Source organism: Silicimonas lutimaris (assembly GCF_047314965.1).
In the GTDB taxonomy this organism is placed as follows: domain Bacteria; phylum Pseudomonadota; class Alphaproteobacteria; order Rhodobacterales; family Rhodobacteraceae; genus JAVJUV01.
Genome location: NZ_JBLBVK010000037.1, coordinates 25391 through 43804, shown reverse-complemented (window position 1 = coordinate 43804; position 18414 = coordinate 25391). Strand labels below are relative to the sequence as shown.

The 18414-nt window shown below is 57.5% G+C and carries 17 protein-coding genes; 6 read left to right on the top strand and 11 right to left on the bottom strand.

Features of this window, described 5'->3' with window-relative positions:
- Positions 1-94 precede the first annotated feature (94 nt).
- Positions 95-460 carry a hypothetical protein gene (locus tag ACKLNI_RS04195; RefSeq protein ID WP_413717782.1) on the top strand — a complete coding sequence of 122 codons (366 nt, stop codon included), beginning with the start codon at positions 95-97 and terminating at the stop codon, positions 458-460.
- Between the two features lie 300 nt (positions 461-760).
- On the opposite strand, the gene ACKLNI_RS04190 is transcribed toward ACKLNI_RS04195, so the two are convergent.
- From ACKLNI_RS04190 to ACKLNI_RS04175, 4 genes are all read right to left on the bottom strand, one after another.
- On the bottom strand, positions 761-2401 hold the full coding sequence (locus tag ACKLNI_RS04190) for a winged helix-turn-helix domain-containing tetratricopeptide repeat protein (protein ID WP_413717771.1): 1641 nt from the start codon (positions 2399-2401) through the stop codon (positions 761-763).
- A 695-nt stretch (positions 2402-3096) separates the two neighbouring features.
- Positions 3097-4401, bottom strand: coding sequence for a TRAP transporter large permease (locus ACKLNI_RS04185; RefSeq protein ID WP_413717770.1), 1305 nt, complete (start codon positions 4399-4401; stop codon positions 3097-3099).
- Positions 4388-4882, bottom strand: coding sequence for a TRAP transporter small permease (locus ACKLNI_RS04180; protein ID WP_413717768.1), 495 nt, complete (start codon positions 4880-4882; stop codon positions 4388-4390). Before ACKLNI_RS04180 ends, ACKLNI_RS04185 begins: the two co-directional genes overlap by 14 nt.
- Positions 4883-4950: 68 nt before the next feature.
- Positions 4951-5925: a TRAP transporter substrate-binding protein gene (locus ACKLNI_RS04175; RefSeq protein ID WP_413717767.1), complete on the bottom strand. Its 975-nt coding sequence runs from the start codon at positions 5923-5925 to the stop codon at positions 4951-4953.
- Between the two features lie 139 nt (positions 5926-6064).
- On the opposite strand from ACKLNI_RS04175, the gene ACKLNI_RS04170 reads away from it, so the two are divergent.
- Together ACKLNI_RS04170 and ACKLNI_RS04165 are read left to right on the top strand one after the other, a co-directional pair.
- Positions 6065-6844, top strand: coding sequence for an SDR family NAD(P)-dependent oxidoreductase (locus tag ACKLNI_RS04170; protein WP_413717766.1), 780 nt, complete (start codon positions 6065-6067; stop codon positions 6842-6844).
- Positions 6845-7401: 557 nt separating this feature from the next.
- Positions 7402-9123: a dihydroxy-acid dehydratase gene (locus tag ACKLNI_RS04165; RefSeq protein ID WP_413717765.1), complete on the top strand. Its 1722-nt coding sequence runs from the start codon at positions 7402-7404 to the stop codon at positions 9121-9123.
- A 66-nt stretch (positions 9124-9189) separates the two neighbouring features.
- On the opposite strand, the gene ACKLNI_RS04160 is transcribed toward ACKLNI_RS04165, so the two are convergent.
- Together ACKLNI_RS04160 and ACKLNI_RS04155 are read right to left on the bottom strand one after the other, a co-directional pair.
- Positions 9190-10191: a LuxR C-terminal-related transcriptional regulator gene (locus ACKLNI_RS04160; RefSeq protein ID WP_413717764.1), complete on the bottom strand. Its 1002-nt coding sequence runs from the start codon at positions 10189-10191 to the stop codon at positions 9190-9192.
- On the bottom strand, positions 10113-10922 hold the full coding sequence (locus tag ACKLNI_RS04155) for a DUF1194 domain-containing protein (RefSeq protein WP_413717763.1): 810 nt from the start codon (positions 10920-10922) through the stop codon (positions 10113-10115). The genes ACKLNI_RS04160 and ACKLNI_RS04155 overlap by 79 nt, the downstream gene beginning before the upstream one ends.
- A 477-nt stretch (positions 10923-11399) precedes the next feature.
- On the opposite strand from ACKLNI_RS04155, the gene ACKLNI_RS04150 reads away from it, so the two are divergent.
- Positions 11400-12593 carry a cytochrome P450 gene (locus tag ACKLNI_RS04150; RefSeq protein WP_413717762.1) on the top strand — a complete coding sequence of 398 codons (1194 nt, stop codon included), beginning with the start codon at positions 11400-11402 and terminating at the stop codon, positions 12591-12593.
- A gap of 253 nt (positions 12594-12846) precedes the next feature.
- On the opposite strand, the gene ACKLNI_RS04145 is transcribed toward ACKLNI_RS04150, so the two are convergent.
- From ACKLNI_RS04145 to ACKLNI_RS04125, 5 genes are all read right to left on the bottom strand, one after another.
- Entirely contained in the window at positions 12847-13461 is a 615-nt protein-coding gene (locus ACKLNI_RS04145; protein WP_413717761.1) for a hypothetical protein, read from the bottom strand.
- Positions 13462-13558: 97 nt separating this feature from the next.
- Positions 13559-13732 carry a hypothetical protein gene (locus tag ACKLNI_RS04140; protein ID WP_413717781.1) on the bottom strand — a complete coding sequence of 58 codons (174 nt, stop codon included), beginning with the start codon at positions 13730-13732 and terminating at the stop codon, positions 13559-13561.
- 121 nt (positions 13733-13853) lie between these two features.
- A complete protein-coding gene (locus ACKLNI_RS04135) occupies positions 13854-14360 on the bottom strand; it encodes a GFA family protein (protein ID WP_413717760.1) in 507 nt (168 codons plus the stop codon).
- Between the two features lie 23 nt (positions 14361-14383).
- Positions 14384-14899: an OsmC family protein gene (locus ACKLNI_RS04130; protein WP_413717759.1), complete on the bottom strand. Its 516-nt coding sequence runs from the start codon at positions 14897-14899 to the stop codon at positions 14384-14386.
- 27 nt (positions 14900-14926) lie between these two features.
- Positions 14927-15499, bottom strand: a complete 573-nt coding sequence (locus ACKLNI_RS04125) for a hypothetical protein (protein ID WP_413717758.1) — start codon at positions 15497-15499, stop codon at positions 14927-14929.
- A gap of 242 nt (positions 15500-15741) precedes the next feature.
- On the opposite strand from ACKLNI_RS04125, the gene ACKLNI_RS04120 reads away from it, so the two are divergent.
- Entirely contained in the window at positions 15742-16677 is a 936-nt protein-coding gene (locus tag ACKLNI_RS04120) for a LysR substrate-binding domain-containing protein (protein WP_413717757.1), read from the top strand.
- A 95-nt stretch (positions 16678-16772) separates the two neighbouring features.
- Positions 16773-18083 carry an MFS transporter gene (locus ACKLNI_RS04115; protein ID WP_413717756.1) on the top strand — a complete coding sequence of 437 codons (1311 nt, stop codon included), beginning with the start codon at positions 16773-16775 and terminating at the stop codon, positions 18081-18083.
- Positions 18084-18414: the final 331 nt, after the last annotated feature.

Genomic DNA, 18414 nt, shown 5'->3' with positions numbered 1-18414 from the left:
CGCCCAACGGCTTTAATGCTGTCCCGCGCCATCCAATACCATCCGCACAGCACGTTCGCGCACTTCTGGCGAATACTTGTTCGTTGTCTTTGTCATGATGCTCAATCCTAATCATGAGTTGGAGCCTCCGGCAAACTCGACGCGGTTCAGAGGCTTATCGGGCCGGCAGCGGACATTCGGGCGGGACGCAGCGAACGACAGCCTCGAGCCCAACTTGACGGGTTTCTGTCTCGCGGCGAATGCACGGTTTCGAGCAACTGACCACATCGCGGCCGAAACTTCTGCCCTGTTCCGCTTTAGAAAAAGGAGGGCTTTTGGCAGTGCCTCGCTGCTTCGATTGCAACAACCTTCCGATAGCAGCAATTGGCGCGGCATCATTTCAACGACGCAGGCCGATATCTCGAAGGAAATACTCATTGGCGTGGCGAAGGTCGACATCGGAGTCGGGGCGCCGTCCTAAGAGAGACTTCATGAGCGTCAATGGAAGACGGAGGGCGCGTGCTAGCAGCGACTTTGGTGCGCGGGTCCGCAGCGGTGCCGAAAGATCGGTCATGTCTGGATTCCTTCTGAAGAACCTGCCGGAATGGTCGGTTGGTGAAGCCAGGCTGGCAGTCAGAAGGGTGAATGTCCTGAAACGGCCCGAACTGTTCCAAAAACTTCGGAAAGGTTCCCAATGGCCGGCAGATTCTTTGAGGACGTCTATGGTTTGAAGGCAGCCACACGCCGCGATGCCCCGAACACAAAGGGCTGGGTCGCGCGGTCACGCCATTGCGGCGGCCGCACGCGCATCAAGGTCGCGAACGAGGCACTGGAAGCGACGAAGATCGCGCAGGGCGTCGAGGTCGTTGTCCTGTTTAATCCAGACTGAGAATGTGACGGGGTCGACCTGCGGCAGGCAGGCTTCGAGCGCATCGAGTGCGGCCTCCGTTTCACCGAGCAGTGCCATGGCGCAAGCGATGTTGTAGTCGATGCTTGGATCATCGGGATCAACGGCCTTGACCCGCAGGGACCATTGCTTGGTGCGTTCGGCTTCGCCCAGTTTTGCAAGCGCACTGACACCGGTGATCAATGCATAGGAATCCGATGAGTTCTCTGCAAGCACGCGTTCCGCTCGCACGAGCGTACGGCGGGCTGTGTCCAGCACCTTTTCATGCTGGCCTGTTGCTTTGTAGCACATGGCGATGTGGGAGGTTGCCGCCAAATCCGCTTCCGAAAGTTCGGCTGCGCGTTCCCAGTGCAAAATGGCTTCTTCGTGCCGTCCTTTCTGAAAACAGGTTCGCCCATAGAGAAAGCGAACATCGTAGGAATTCGGGTCCAGTTGAAGCGAGCGTTCATGAAGCTCGAAAGCCTCGTCGAAGCGACCAAGACCGGCCAGAACGAAGGCCTTTGCCGCAAGCGCCTCTGCCAAGTCGGGATTCAGTGCGAGCGCACGCTCGGCCGCCTCACGGCCATGTTCGGTCGAGCCTGAAAGGCCATAGAGCCCCGTCAGACTGATAGCCAAAAGCGCCCATGCGAGGCCGAAATCGGGGTCGATATCAAGCGCCTTTTGAGCGAGGCGGCTAGCAATCTCAAAGTTGCGCCTGTCAAGACGCGTGTGATGGTAGCGCGCCTGGAGATAGAGTTCGTAGGCTTCGGGGTTGTCGGTTGGGCGCGACTGGATTGCCACGCGCTCGGCCGGGACAAGCCTTACCTTGAGCGCGGCGACGATGGCTTCGGTGATCTGATCCTGAAGATCGAAGATGTCGGCCAGATCGCGATCGAAGCGCTCCGCCCAGACCGGACGCCCCGTCGCGCCATCTACAAGCTGGGCATTGATGCGAATCCTATTGCCTGATTTCCGGACGCTGCCCTCGACCACATGGGTCAGCTTCATGTCCTGCGCTGTTTGCGCGACATTGACGGCGCGACCCTTGAAAGTGAAGGCCGTGTTGCGGGCGACAACAGACAGTGCCGCGACCTTGGAGAGGTCGGTGATGATATCCTCGGTGATCCCGTCGGCGAAATACTCCTGATCGGGATCGTTCGAGCTGTTGGTGAAGGGGAGTACAAGGACCTCGGAGAAGACGGTATCGCGATTGTCGGAGCCAGGAACAGGGGCAAGCGTTTTCTCCGCTACAGAGAGGACGAACTGATAGCCCCGGCCAGGTATCGTTGCCAGCGCCTTGGGTCCGAGCACCTTTCGCAGTGCCGAGACTTGAACGGTCAGGTTGCTTTCCTCAACCGCGATATCCGGCCAAACGGCGTCGAGTATCTCTGCCTTGGTCAGGACGCGATGTCGGTTCTCGACCATGAAGCGGAGCATGTCGAAAGCCCTGGCGCCCAGAGGCAATTCGATGCCGTTGCGCGACAGCTTGCGTTCTTCCGTCGACAGGAGGAAATCGCCGAAGCGGAAGGATGACAACGAATTCTACCCTGATTTGGCTTTCAATGACCCGGAGCTTTATTGTGGCAGCAGAGAAATGACAGCACCAGAAAATACTAACAGAATTCGAAAGTCTTATGTTTTTTTCAAGAAAAATGGCCACCGGTGCCAACTGCAGTGTCCGTCCGCAAAAACGAGCGTTGGCACACGGAACAGCGAACGCATCTTCTCCTACGCGGGGCTCTTGGCCGCACCTACTGCAAGCCGAAAGCTGCCATCGATCATTCGGGCCGAAATGGCCGCTTGGTCCGCACACCTGACCTTGCCAATGGCCACGCTGGTGTCGACTAACCACGCCAAAGTGGACATCTGACAAGAAGCCTCGGATGACCGCCTAGAGCCCGGAAGCGACCTCTTTGGTCGCTTCCCTGCCGTAGTGAAAAAGGGCGGATTCCCGTCATTCACCGCTGGCGCAAGCAGAAACCGTCGCGACTGCAAAAGCGGACGTTTATGACGGACAGAAACCCAGAATTTCACTGCTCAATCCCTGGGCTGTTCCGAAACCTTTCGGATCGGGAGAGACATGAGTGCCGTCGACCGACTGGAGCAAAATCCCTATTCTTTTGTGGTTAGAATGCGTGCCAAAGAACGCACAGATGTCATATCCGCATTGAGGGAGTGCGTCCCGAAATCGGTTCGCCACGCCCATCAAAAAAATGCTACTCGAGCGGTCGTTAGCGCACGAAATTCGGCATAAGCCAACGCGGCAGCGCCAGGATCAGGTCTGGAAAGACGATTATGATCAGAAGGACCACAAGCATCGGCAGCAATATCACGGCCACGTCACGCAATGCATCTATCAGCCGTATCCCCCCGATCGCCGAGGCAATCAGCAGACACAGCCCATAAGGTGGGGTCACCAGACCGAAAGCCAAGCTGATCACGCCGATGATCGCGAAGTGGATGGGGTGCATACCCACGTGCTGTGTGACGGGGAAAAGAACTGTGCCCAGGATGATGATTGCCGGAATGGCATCGATAAACATTCCGATCAGCAGGAAAGCCAGCGCCGCCATGATGCCGGTTCCGATGATGCCGAGGCCCATCTGGTCGATCTGATCCACCAGGGCGGCGGGAATCTTGAAATAGGCCAGGCACCAGCCAAAGGCCGAGGCGGTGCCGATGCAGAACAGCGTGATCGCCGCGAAGCGCGCGCTGTCGTACAGCACTTGCGGCAGTTGCGCCGGCGTAATCGAACGGTAGACGAAGACGCCCAAGAACAGCGAATAGATGACTGCGACGACCGATGCCTCGGTCGGGGTGAAGAACCCGCCGACGATACCACCCACTATAATGATAGGCGTCATCAGGGCCAACGAGGCCCCGGCTGCCGCGATCAACAGAGCCATCAAGGTCGAGCGGGCGTGCAGCGGATAGCCACGCCGCTTGGCGTAGATATAGACGGTGATCATCTGTGACCCGGCGATCAGGATGCCGGGTACCACGCCTGCCAGGAACAGGCCGCCAATGGAGACCGACATCAATCCACCCCAGACCACCATAAGGATTGAGGGCGGGATGATGACGCCCATGACGCTCGAACAGGCCGTGATGGCGACAGCGAAGGAGGAATCGTATCCTTCCTTTTTCATCTGAGGGATCAGAAGAGACCCGATGCCCGCGGCATCTGCAGTGGATGACCCCGAGATACCCGCGAACAGCATCGACACGACGACATTGACGTGCCCCAACCCGCCGGGAAGGTGACCGACCAGGGAACGGGCTAGGCGGATCAGGCGGTCGGTGATCCCGGCGGAATTCATCAGGTTCGCGGCGAGCAGGAAGAACGGTACTGCCAGAAGCACGAACGCGTTGTAACTCTTAAACATTTCGCGCATCAGCAGGACCGGCGTTAACCTATCATCAATGAAGAAGACAGGCACGACCGCAAGACCCAAGGCAAAGGCGACCGGAACCCGTAGGAAAACCAAGATGCCAAACGTGCCGAAGAGGATCGCCGCGACTTCAACCGGTCCCATCGGCGTCTCCCTTTCTCAATTCTCGGATGTCGTCGTAGATGCGTTCGATGATGAAAAGCGTCCAGGTCGCCCCCGCCAATGGCCAAGCGACGTAGATCATCCACATCGGAAGCCCGAATATCTCGGACCTCTGGCGTGAACCCAGGATGTAGAAATCCCACCCCCACCACATGAACGACAGCGCCATGATAAGGACGGCGAGATTCACGAAAAACTTGAAGCCGAACTCGACGTGCCGATCGGCACTGTGCGGAAGAACGTCCACATCGAAATGCGTCCCGTCTCGGACGGCGATCATCGCGCCGATCAGGATGATCCAGACGAAACAGAACCGCGCGATCTCCTCCGTCCAGATGTACCGCGGGATCAGGCCGGTATATCGGCTCAGGATCTGCATCGTGACAGGCACGATCAAGGCACCCATCAACACAGTCAGAAGTATTTTCAGAAGGCGATAATAACCTTCTAGAAGGCCGCGCATGGCGTCTCTCGCAGTAAGTTGCGGAAAACGGGGCTTCGGCACCTGGCGCGCGGAAGCCCCGTCTTGATTTACTTGACCGCTTCGATCGACTGAAGCACGTCCGTCGCGCCCAGTTCCTCGGCATAAGCGGCCTTCACCGGCCCGGCGAGCTCCAGAAGCTTGTCACGCTCGGTGAACTCGTGAGTCTTCAGAAGCCCCTCGGATTCCATCCGCATCAGCTTCTCGGTGTCCTGACCGCTTTCGATGTCGCGGCCCAGCTTGCCACCGGCTTTTCCCGCTTCAAGAACACAGGCCTGCTCTTCGGGCGTGAGACGCTCGAAGGTCGCGTTCGAGAAGGCGATGGGTCGCACGGTGATCGCATGCTTTGTCAGCGAGATTTCCGGCCCGACCTCATAGAACTTCATCTGCTCGATACCAGCAGCCTCGTTCTCGGCAGCGTCGATCACGCCGGTCTGGATCGCGTTGTAGACCTCGTCATAAGCGATGACCGATGGGGCGGCCTTGATCGCCTCGAAGATGCGCGTCTGGATCGGCGCGCCCATGACACGCATCGGCAGGCCTTCCAGCTCGGCCATGTTGGTAATGGGCTTGTTGACGATTAGGTTCCGCGTCCCGCCGCCGGCATATCCGATCAGCCGCACGTTGGCTTGTTGAAGCACGTCCTCGGCCAAGGGAGCAAGGGCGTCCTGCTCCATCACCGCGTTCCAATGATCCAGATCGCGAAACAGGAACGGCATGTCCATCAGCGGCGCCTTTTGGCTGAAGGTCGACATGTGGGACGGGCTTACAATGGCATAATCCACCGCGATGCCCTGGCTCATGTTTTCGAAATAGTCCTTCTCCAGGCCAAGCTCCGAATTCAGGTGCAGGTCGAATGTCAGCGACCCACCCGAGCATTCTCCTGCGACACGTTCGAACTCGCGCAGAGCTTTCGTGAAGGCGTGGTTTTCGTCGAATTGAACGGCACCGACGAGCTCGGTGGCCGATGCGCAGGACACACCAGAGATGAGCGCGGCACATACCGCGGCAGCAAATTTCTTCATATCATCCTCCCATGAACCGGCGTTTGTTCTCGTCCGGTTACTTGTTGAATATGAAGCCAAGTTGAAATGTCACGCAACTCCTGAGTAAAAGAACGCTTGAAAAATCGGCCGATCCCGGCGGATCAAGGGGAAGAAGAGCGTGACTCAATCATTTGGCAACCTGACCGACCTCAATGGAAAACGTGTCTTGATCACCGGCGCATCGACTGGAATCGGCGCGGCGCTCGCCCGAGCCTTCGCCGCGCAGGGTGCAAAAGTCGGGGTACACTACAATTGCAGCAAGGACGCCGCCCAGAAGGTGGTGCAGGACATCGAGGACGCGGGCGGTGCGGCGATTCTGATCCGCGCCGACGCGTCCAACAGCTCCGCCCTGGCCGCCGCGGTCGAGGAAGCGGCTCAGACGTTGGGCGGTCTAGACGGGCTCATCAACAACGCCGGCGGCATGATCAAGCGCGTGCCTTATGCCGAAGCGACCGACGAGGATTATGACCGCGTGATGGACCTAAACGCCCGCTCCATCGTCGTGGCGTCAAAGGCGGCATTTCCGCACCTTAAAAAACAGGGCGGCTTCATCATCAACACGACATCGATCGCCGCGCGAAACGGCGCAGGCAATGGCGCCGGGCTTTACGGCTCATCGAAGGCGTTCGTCTCGAATGTCACGCGAGGGATGGCGAAGGAGTGGATCGGTCACCGCATCCGCGTGAACGCTGTGGCCCCCGGCGTTATCGCGACGCCCTTCCACGAGCGCTATTCGACCAATGAGCAGATGAAGGCGATGGTCGCGACGATCCCGCAAGGCCGCGCCGGCGTCGCCGAGGATTGCGTCGGCGCCTACCTGTTCCTCGCGTCCGAGGCATTGTCGGGATACGTGATCGGTCAGGTCATCGAAGTGAATGGCGGACAGCTGATGCCCTGAAGAACCTGCGGCGGGTTCGAGACGCCTGCCGCTAGCGGTGTCTGAGAAATCCGTTGGGAAGACTTCCACGTCAGATCAGGGCAGCAGGAGCAAGCAACGTTTGCATTGCAGAATCTGCGTTGCAGCCGGCCCGACGACCCTGAATGTCCGGTTTGGGCCGTCTCAAAGATCGCCAATGTCAGCAATCAGCGCTTCGTGGTTACTGGTGCAAGCGCGAGTATCGAGGCAGCTCGCGCGGCTTCTTACTGGAGGGAGCGGTATTATCGGAATCAGCCCGGCATTGTAGTGCTCCAGCGGGCTGGCGACGTGGCGACTCTGCTTGAAATGGTTGCGAAGCGGGTGGCACAGGAACGAAGCGCCGGCCGCGGCAAGTTTTATACAAATGGTCAGTCCAACCTGCACAAGCGCAGGAGCGCTGGCTGCGAGGTGCCCGTCGAGGTTGGGCACGAAGGCCCGCATTTCTACGCCGGCCTGCACCTGAAACTATCATACCAATGGAAACCAAGCCGCCGATCCACTAACAATCAAACCGGAACCGTCAGAATAGGCCAGCCATCATGACAGATGAAAAAATACAGGGTCTGGCCAAAGGACTGACCAATTACGGGGACCGCGATTTCTCGGTCTATCTCCGAAATTCATTCGCGGCCTCAATGGGCTATTCTCGAGAAGTCCTGAGGAAGCCGATCGTGGGGATCGCCAACAGCTTCTCGGGTTTCAACAATTGTCACCGGCATTTCCCAGAACTCGTTGATGCTGTGAAGCGGGGCGTCCTTCTCGGGGGCGGCTTGCCCATCGAGTTTCCGACGATTTCGCTTGGCGAGGTATTCCTGAACCCCACCAGCCTGAAGTTTCGCAACCTAATGTCCATGGACACTGAAGAAATGATTCGCGCGCAGCCGATGGACGCCGTTGTCCTCATCGGTGGCTGCGACAAGACTGTTCCGGCGCAATTGATGGGGGCTACTTCGGCGGATTTACCTGCAGTTCAACTTGTGGCCGGCCCGATGATGACTTCACGCTACGGTGAGGAACGCCTGGGCGCCTGCACGGACTGTCGCAGGTTTTGGGGCAAGTACCGAGCCGGCGAAATATCGACCGACAAGATCAATGAAATCGAAGGCCGGCTCGCCACCACTGCTGGAACCTGTGCGGTGATGGGCACGGCATCAACGATGGCCTGCATTGCCGAGACCCTCGGAATGGCGCTTCCAGGAACGGCGGCGATTCCCGCCGTTCATGCCGACCGGCTTCGCGCGGCCGAAGCTTCGGGGCTTGCCGCGGCCCGAATGATCGACGCGCCAATTCGACCGAGCGAGGTAATCACCGAAAAGTCGATAGAGAACGCCCTGAGGGTGTTGCTCGCTCTCAGCGGTTCGACCAATGCCATCATTCACTTGATGGCGATAGCCGGAAGGGCCGGTGTAAACGTGTCCCTTGAACGGTTGAACGAACTCTCCGACACGACGCCTGTGCTCGTCAATCTGAAGCCCGTCGGCGCGCATTACATGGAGGACTTCTACTTCGCCGGCGGTGTCGGCGCGGTTTTGCGCGAACTGAGGCCTCTCCTACACCTAGATACCATTGGTGTCTCAGGCGAGACACTTGGCGACCGTCTGGAGAAGGATCCTGGATTTATCGACAGACGAGTCATTGCTAGCGCGGACGCACCTCTCGACAATGAAGGGGGGCTGGTCGCTCTCTTCGGAAATCTAGCGCCGCGTGGAGCGATTCTGAAACGCGCCGCAGCTGATCCACAGCTCTTCGAGAAGGAAGGTCGTGCTGTCGTATTCTCCTCTTTGGAGGACTTGGCAACTCGAATTGACGACCCGGACCTCGATATCAAGGGTGACGATTTTATGATCCTACAGAACGCAGGACCGCGAAGCGCGTCTGGCATGCCGGAGGCCGGCTATCTCCCCATTCCAAAAAAGCTCAGTTCAACTGGCGTCAAGGACATGGTGCGGATCTCGGACGCCCGCATGTCCGGCACTGCCTTCGGAACGATCGTCCTGCATGTCGCGCCAGAGGCTGCCGTGGGCGGTCCGCTGGCGCTGGTGCGGACAGGGGATCGAATCCGCCTTTCGGTGAAGGAGAAGAGTATCGAATTGCTGGTCGACGCGTCCGAGCTCGAGAGAAGGAAAAAGGACTGGGTTTCCCCTGTCGTGCCGCCGAATGAGCGTCGCGGATACGACCGGTTATATGCGTCTGAAGTCACCCAGGCAGACGAAGGATGCGATTTTACTTTTCTGCAGGCCCTAAAATCATTTGGCGAATGAATAGGTTCTATAGAACTGGAACTTGAGGGCGAAACGGACTGACCAGACATTTGTTTGGGTTATGTCCTACGGATGAGGAGGACGGGTGCTGAGGAGGGTTCGGATCAGCGCAGGCTGACTGGTCACGTTCAAGCGCTCAAACATGCGACGTACGTGTGTTCGGACCGTATTCGGCCGGACGCCAAGGAACTCCGCGGCGCTGCTCAAGTCCATCCCTCGTGCTATCGCTTCCGCTACCTGAAGCTGTTTCGGGCTGAGCCCATAGACCTCGCCAGCACGACGTATCGTGGAGGTCAGCAACCGGTCGTCGCCGAGAAGAACAACTGTCATCATGTCTGCGACGGTAATCCAGCAAATCGAAAGCGATGTCAGGTCTTCGCCTTGTAGCATCAGTGCTACCGGTGGTCTCCCAGTCCTATTTCGTATCAGATCATCCGCCTCGGCCAGAGCATCCCGGAGTTTCTCCGAATCCGCAGAATTCCGGGCGCATAATCTCGATCCGACCCGCTGTAGCGATGCGTGGCTACGTAGCGCTTCGTCGGCTTGCGCGCCCACCTCCAGAATGACTCCGCTCTGATCCACGCGGACCCAGGGCGTCGTGTAGTATCCGATGCGATTGGGAATGTGGAATATCGCAGCGATCTTCCATTTGCCGTCGTGTTTTTCAAGAATCCTCAAATGATTGTGGCGGCCCGGCGCGGCGTTTGGGCCTGCATCCATCGGGACAAGCTGGTCGAAGGTGGCCCAAGCCATGTCTTTTCCGATGGTGATACGCCAATCCTCGCGCTGGACTGTCGGGGCGACACCAACTTCTTGGGCACGATCTTCGATAAATGGGACCATGTAGGTTGCGATGGCGTCAAAGCCGCGAAGCATCCTCGCGCCGACCGATGGGCGTGCATTGATGTGTTGCGCATGGTTATCCTGGACCCAGCATGCTTTCCAGGCCGCGACGTCCCCACGTATCCAGGCTGACGATTCCTCCTCGATCACCGAAATGATGGCGTTTCGGTCGTCATCATGGTTGCGGGCTTCCTTCCATGGAAGTCGTTCGTGCTTCCGTTCCATGCCACCTCCAGAACCAGCTTGCGCAGGATCTCATCGGCAAAACCGTTGTCAGGATCGACAACGATCGCGAATGCGCCGGGTCCGCCGATGACTTCGCGCCGGTAGTAGTCTTCTATGGGACCATCGAAGCCAGTGAAAAGCTTATCATAGGGCCCCGCGTTTCCATACGTCGTCTCTGGCAATGCAAGACCGTTGACCGTCGCACCCACTGCACGCAGCGCGCGCAGACCGATTTCAACCGGCTGACCGCTGCTGTTGCGCCCGTTTCCCGAAATGTCGACGACCCGACGATACGAGGAAAACCTGTTGGTCTCCAGTTCTTCGACCGCGAACATCATTGCAGCCGAGATCGAAGTCTCCCCACCGTCTGACGCAATGGCCGCATGTTGCAGAGTATTCGCGAATGCATTCATGTCCTCAGCGGACGCGAGCACGGTCCAGGGAATGATCACTTCCTGATCAGCCCGATCCGACCATTCGAAGTACAGAACGGCGATTTTGCCGATGGGTCCGGAAACTATGGCGCGCTGAAGTTCGCGATCGCGGAAGGCAGCAGCAAACCCAAGTCGCTGACTCGAGCGAAGGTCGGCCGACATCGAGCCGGATCGATCCGCGGCGAGTACCAATTCCAGATCTACTTCCAACGGGTCCAATTCTGTTGATTGGCTTGAGGCAGCTGAGCCAACCAGCGCTAGAACGCATCCGGCAGAGCAGGAAAGGATATTGTTCATAACAGGCTTCCGTTTCTATGGATGCACAGAAGCATCCTGGAAGCCCTCGTGTTTGTATGTCCTTCAAATGTGGGACACCGACCGAGCGCGGCCATCTGACAAAAGGGTTACGGTGGTCAGGATTATGACCATCGCCAAAGTCGCCTTTGTCCCGCAACTCGGTCACTACCCTGATTTCTGCGAATGTACGCAGCTGTAAGAAGCCGCCATTGGCCGATCGCGATCCGTCCGTTCGTAAGCGAAAGTCAGCTTGAGCGGGCAGAGCAGACCTTCGTCAGAATGAGCTCGATGACCGCATCGCGGACGAAGGAGCCGTTCACTACTCCAGTAGAGAGTCAAAGCATTCGGTTTTGTCCGCTGTGAATTGCGGAGTGCGGCATCTGATCGGCTATAATTGCTCTTTGATCATTGAGCCGACAAATGGGACGCTGGCTTTCTAGCAATTTCTGGGATGCCAATGTCACGTGCTAGACTTTAGTGCATCAGAAAAAAGGAGTTCCAAGGATGGGGGAACTGTTTGAGCTCTATTCGCATGAAATCGACGCGGATCCGTTTCCCGGATACGCGAAGTTGCGGGAAAAAGCGCCCTGCTATTGGAGCGACAGCGCCGGCCTTTGGATCTTGTCGCGATACGAGGACGTAGCCAAAGCCGCCCAGGATTGGGAGACATTCTCGTCCCTTCGCGGGAACCTTATCGACGAGATACCAGGGCGCTCGGGTGGTACGCTTGGAACGACCGATCCGCCGCACCATGATCGTCTGAGATCGCTTGCGCAGAGTGCATTCACCCGCAAAGCGGTAGAAGAGCTTGCCCCGCGAACGGAGGCGATCGTGGATGCGACGATCAACCTACTCGCAGGCATGGATGGCTTCGACTTCGTCGCCGATTTCTCGAGCCAAGTGACTGTGAAAACGATTTTCGCTCTTCTGGGTTTGCCAGAACGCGATCCTGCAGAGACCCGTCACAAGGTGGTGCTTTCAATATCCACGGACAAAGAGGCGCGGGGCAGAAACCCTCAGCTCAACGAGGCTTTCGCTGAGTTGACAGATTTCCTGGCAGACGAGATCGCGGAGCGACGCAGGCGCCCGGCCAATGACCTGATCACTGCGCTTGCCGAAGCCGAAGTTGACGGAGAAAAACTGACGGACCGGGAAGTGATGCTTTCCACAACGATGTTCGTGGTGGCCGGTGTCGAGTCCCTCTCCAGCTTCATGAGCATCTTCGCGCTTAACCTGGCAGATCACGCCGACAGTCGGCGTCGCATTGCCTCGGACCTCAGCCTTCTGCCGCAAGCCATCGAGGAGTCGCTAAGGTTCAACACTTCAGCCCAGCGCTTCAGGCGCACGGCAACGAAGAGCGTTGAACTCCACGGACAGCTGATCCACCCAGGTGAAACGGTGGTATTGGCCTATGGGTCGACAAATCGTGATGAGCGAAAGTTTCCGAATGCCGATGTCTTCGATATCGATCGAAACCCGCGTGGGCACCTCGGGTTTGGGACCGGAAAGCACTTTTGCATCGGAAGCGGATTTGCCCGGATGGTAACGGGAATCGCCGTAAGCCGACTGCTTGCCCGTATCCCGGATTTCGAACTTGGCAGTCGAGATTTCGACTGGGTCCCTTCATCGAATTTCCGAAGTCCTGTGTCCCTTCCGCTTGTGTGTACCTGAAATCTCCACAGGTCTCTTTCCGGCAGACAGTCTAAAGGTCGACTGAAGAAACCTAGGGTTAGCTATGCCTTGGTTCAGCCACAGCTCTTGGCAGACGTGGTAATCATTTCTCTCAACCATACGTTCAATGGCGAGCGGTTTAGCCCGTCGACGGTCCAGCGGTATGCGCTTTGGCGAGGTCGGTGGTGAGTTGGACGGAGCCAACATACTTGTCGTGTTTAGAACTCAGACCGTTGATAAGGGTACAGCAGCCTTAGCGTTCGGCGTACCAGTCGCCGTCTGAAATATCTGTACCAACTCGACCGAACGTCCAATCGAAGTCAGATTCTTGGCTACCTTCAAGGGCAGAGCCATCGCTTCCCAAGAAGTTGCCGCTTGTTGTAGACATGGTGTAGTCCGCTTCAACACCAGTTCCGATCAGGGCGCCGGAGCCGCTGAAGTTGATGACTGCCACCGGTGCCCCGTCAGAGACAGTGCCTGTAATATCGATGGTGCCTGTTGGATTCTCAAAACCGACCACATCCGTAGTGAAATTGGTCACCGAACCAGTCACATCGTTGAAGTCAGTGCTCAAACTCAAATCTGCATAGTGAGTAAAGTCACCAGTGCCGTCAGCTCCCGGTCCACCGCTAATGATCCCCCGATACCCGACAGTTTCTGTCGGAAGATTCGTGTATTGCGTATTGCCTTCGGTCAACTTGACGTCAAGGACACGAGTCTCAAGTTCGGTGAATGCCGTTTCTGCCTCTGCAAGAGTCGCTCCGGGACCAATCAGCCTTTGCGTTCCAAAACCCGCGTTTCCAGGCCCGTCACAGCCCGCAAGCAAAGCGAAAACAGCCGTCAAGGCAGAGAATTTCACCGCATTCATTGGCACTTCCCCCATATTCTAGCTATTGACTGTGTACGATCTTTCTCAAGTTGCATTGATACAAATCAAGAATGGATGTTGAGGTCGTCGCAAAGGGTCAGGGGCTCAGTAAGCCCCCGGTTAAGCCAGCTGAAGTACCCTTGCTGCTGAGGGCATCACCGAGATCGACGAACCGGTCCATGGTTCTCAACAGATGATCCGGCGGCACGTGATCCTCGATCGAGAACTCGTAGAACAGCGCGCCCTGTGCTAACTGCCTCGGTCCCATCATCGCCACTTCTCCCTTGCCTCAGGAGAAGTGAATCAGCCGAAGACGCGCCGCTCAAGTAGAGTTTTTCATCACAATCAGCCCCGAGCGGACATTGGTTCCGACTGCAGTATAGTCTGCTTATTCAGGAAATCTTGATTCCAGCTGTCGCTTCAATCTTAGAAAGACGCTCCAGACTCGCTGGCGACCAAGTCTCCGCGAACTCATAGAATTCGCTTACCCTACGATCGGCCGATGGCAAAATGACCCAGGGCTGTTTCGAGGAGGTATATATGTGCACATCCGGCGGGAACTGGTCAGGATCATCAAGGGTGCCGACACGAATGAAACGAATATGTTTACGCAGACCGCCCATGTTGTAGTTGCTCCAAACAGCAACTTTGCATTTAGTGCAGCGGGTAATATCTTGACCGGTTCCACTCGGCGTCGGAACCGCAATTTCCTCTACTGTACCTGAAACAACCGTAACGCGATCGGCCTCAAAGAGCGCATTTACTGCGAAGGCAGAGCCGGAGTTCTTTTGGCAACCTCGGCAATGACATCCATGAACAATCATCGGTTCTGAAACCACCTGATAGCGCACATGACCACATGTGCAGCCCCCTTCACGGGTATGAGTTTGGGTGTTCATGGGGCTGCACTCCTTATTAGCTGTCAGGTGATTTTGACTTCTAAAGTTGAGGGCGTTTCACGCCGGCATGCGTCAGCGACTGGGGAATGACTGACCGCGTAGTCAACGATTTCCCACAGAACCTTTTCGCTAACTCCCGCGGCGCCAATTTTCACCCTTGTCCGCAGGCTCAGAGAGCCAGCACGAACTGAGGGGTCCACACCAAAGAGTCCACGGTCGTCATCCACGCTATCAGTTGTGACCTCGAGCGTGTCCAACTCTATGCCCAGTTCAGCCGCGCGCAGAGCAATTCTGGTGGCGTCACAGGTTGCCAGAGCTGCGCGAGATAACCAGCCCGGCGACGGTGCTGAGCCGCCACCGCCGACCGCCTGCGGCATATCAGTGACTACGGACTGACCCTTGTCTCCCGTGGCTCTGCAACGCAACCCACTCTCCATGACCGCTGTGATGGGTGGGCTGGTGCTCACTGCCTCATCGGGGTTCTCTTTGAGGTAGGCGATAACGCCATTCACTGAATCCTGGATGTGTTTGATCGACATAGTGTTCTCCCGTCCAGTAGCAAAGCGTCAGTTGGTGTTTTCTTTGGCCTCGACGGGGACCATGACATGCCACAATGGGGTGTCGCCCCACATGACATAGGAGCCGCCGACGAAGGGATCGCGTGGCAGGTTCGCAACCAAGTCCCTGTTGGGAAACAACATCATCAAGTGTGGACCGTCCTGTACCCACACGCCTCCATCATTTGGATCTGTTGCCATAGGGTTGTCGTTGTTCACCATCGCATCGCCCTGAAGCATGTACGAAACGCCCACGACATCAGTGGAGAATTCAGTTCCAGACCCGACGGCGGCCATCCACTTCATCCAGACAGGATCATTGCACATTGGATGCTTGTCGCCAGGGATAAGCCCGACACCTGGCAGGCATACCCACTCGTTGCTGCCTTCTCTGAGGATCGTCCCATCCACGTCCATGATGGTCGCATTCTCGCTGATGTCCGAGGGTGCGGCCGACATAGCTCTGGCGATTTTTTCTTCGTTCGACTCCGCAAAAGCCGAAGTTGCCATTCCGCCCGCAACAATAAAGGCAGCGGCTGCGCCGACAGCTTTTCCAGCTCTGGCTATAAAACGAATTCCCATGGTTCTTACTCCCTTTCTCAATTGATCTCTCGTCGCTTCTCAAACGGAACACGAAGTGGAAGACCCAGAGCTTGGGCGGGGTCCGTGCTCCTGCGCCACACTAGGTCGAACGCATACAGCATGTAGAAAACCTATCACCCTGGCAGCGTGTCCATCGTCGACAGATATAAGCTCAATTGATTTTCGCCCGGTGTCATGTCATTTGTTCTTTGCATGCATAAAGTGGAACTTTAGGCTAGACGGTGAGAACCTCACATCTCAGCGCCTTGCGCGCATTAGAGGCGGCATTACGGACTGGCAGCTTTCGCTTGGCCGCAGATGATCTTGGGGTCACAACTGCAGCCGTCGGGCAGCAAATCCGTGGGCTTGAAGAATACGTTGGTTGCCAGTTGTTCGTTCGCAAACCTTCCGGAGCGCTACCTACCGAGGCCGCCGTTGGCGTGGCAACGGAGCTAACGGCCGGTTTTGGGTCCATCAGCACCGTTCTTAAGAGGCTAAAAGAGCCCGTTCTGGACAACCGTCTTTCGATCTCGACGAGCTTGGCAATCGCAGAGTACTGGCTGACGCCGCGCCTGCCGAGCTTTTACGCTATTTGCGATCAGTTTGATTTACGGATCGACACAACACACCGTCTCGTCGACTTGCGATCAGAGGAGTTCGATTTTGTCATCCGTTTTGGTCCGGAGCCTGATGACACACACGAGAGTGTGTTCCTTTTTGACGGATGCGTGGTGCCGATTTGTACTCCGGAGTTTGCAGCTCAATACTGCCTTTCGGAGAGCACCACGTCGCTCGACGGCGTTCCACTCATTCACGTCAAGGAAGAGACCACCGATCCCGGTTGGCTGAACTGGGCGCGTTGGAGCAAGAAGTTCGGTCTTGAGTACGAAGAGAGAGGGACCATTCCGGAGTTTCCTCGCCTCAGTTCCGGTCTGAAGGGCGCAAGGGAAGGACTGGGAATCGTGCTTTGCGGAATGGTTGAGTCTTTTTCCGCTCTTGCCGACGGTTCGATGATCATGCCCTTTGGAGGCAAGTCTGCGGTGCGGTCGGAGTTCTCGTACCGGCTTGTCTCGTTACGGGGTCGGGCTCGTTCCAAGACGCAAAACGATTTCAGAGATTGGATGGCTGCCGAATCTGAGACTTACCGCGATGAGGTTGAGGGCCTGCTGGGTCGCTGACCTTGAATCATTTGGTTTCAGGCTTTGAGGTGTGACGTGTGGGAAGTAAGGCTATTGGCAGGCTATCCCTGAATGACGCCTAAGGAACCCCTGGAATGAATAAAGGCGATCTTCGGCACGGCATCCGCCCGAACATCGAACAGGTCGTACACCAGCTGATCCAGGTGATGCTGGTGGGGTTCGCCATCGGCATGACACGCACGGTCGTCCCGGCCTTGGCGGAAAGCGAATTCGGGCTCGACCGAGGATCTTTCCTGCTGCTCACTTCCTTCGTCGTAGCGTTCGGAGTGGTGAAGGCGGTGATGAACTTCGTCGCTGGGAGCTGGTCTGAGCGGATTGGCCGCAAACGCGTGCTGTTCTTGGGTTGGGTCGTGGCGCTGCCAATCCCCGTGATGATCTGGGCGGCACAAGGCTGGGTCTGGATCGTGGCCGCGACGATGCTCCTAGGCGTGAATCAGGGACTCTGCTGGTCGATGACTCAGACCGCGAAGCTGGATATCACCCGGGCCGAGGAGCGCGGGCTGACGATGGGTCTCAATGAGTTCTCTGGCTACGTCGGTGTGGCGCTGGCCGGCATCCTCACCGCCTATGCGGCGGAATGGCTGGGTGCGCGGACTGGCCTCCTAGCCTTCGGCATGGCCGTGGTGCTGTCGGCGCTGGTGCTGACGGTTGTCTGGGTTAAGGACACGTTGCCATGGGCCCGGGCTGAGAGTGCCGCTTACAAGGCTGCGCCGCCGAAGAACCCACCGCGCTACCCCCGAGGCGTCTCCGAGCATCCCAAGACAGGTGAGGTCTTCGCGACGATGAGCTGGCGCGACAGGCGTCTATTCGCGATCAGCCAGGCCGGACTTGTCGAGAAGTTCGTCGATGCGCTGGTCTGGGCGCTGTTCCCTGTCTTCCTCGTGAGTCGAGGCGCCAGCCTGACCGAGGTGGGCTGGATTGTCGGCGTCTACGGCTTCGTCTGGGGCGGTTCGCAGCTCTTGACCGGGCGGCTTTCAGATCATGTCGGTCGGTTCTGGCCCAACGTGCTCGGCATGTGGATCTGCGGCGCTGGCGTGGCCATGGTGGTGATGGGCTCGGGCGCGTTCTGGTGGTCGGTCTCTGCCGGGGTTGCAGGCTTCGGCATGGCCCTTCTCTATCCGAATCTCTCGGCGGCGGTTGCCGACATAACACCGCCGGCCTGGCGCGGATCGGCCATTGGCATCTACCGCTTCTGGCGCGACCTCGGCTATGCGATCGGTGCGCTTGGGCTTGGCCTCGCCGCCAGCCTGACGGGTGCTGCAGAACCAGCATTCTGGTTTGTTGCGATATCAATGTTCGTATCCGGCTTCATTCTTTTCTGGCTGGCCGAGGAAACCCACCCGCGCCTCAATCCTTCGGACAATACCGAGCGAGCGAGCGCCTGATAGGGCCGCTGGCGATCTGGGTCAGGTCCTCCGTCCCGTGCCCGCACGCTCAAGATACTTCCACGAACTCTGGACGCACGCGGCGTTTGAAGAGTTGACCGCGTTCCCTGGAATGGCGGCTTCGTCCGCAACTCGGTCATCGAGCCCATTCTGACGAAGGTCTGCTCTGCCCGCTTAAGCCGACTTTCGCTTACGAACGGACGGATCGCGATCGGCCAATGGCTGCTTCTTACAGCTGCGGACATTCGCAGAAATCAGGGTAATGACCGAGTTGCGGACTCCTTTGCCATTGGCAACTAGAGCTTTCTCCTAGCCCCACACGAGGCTCCGT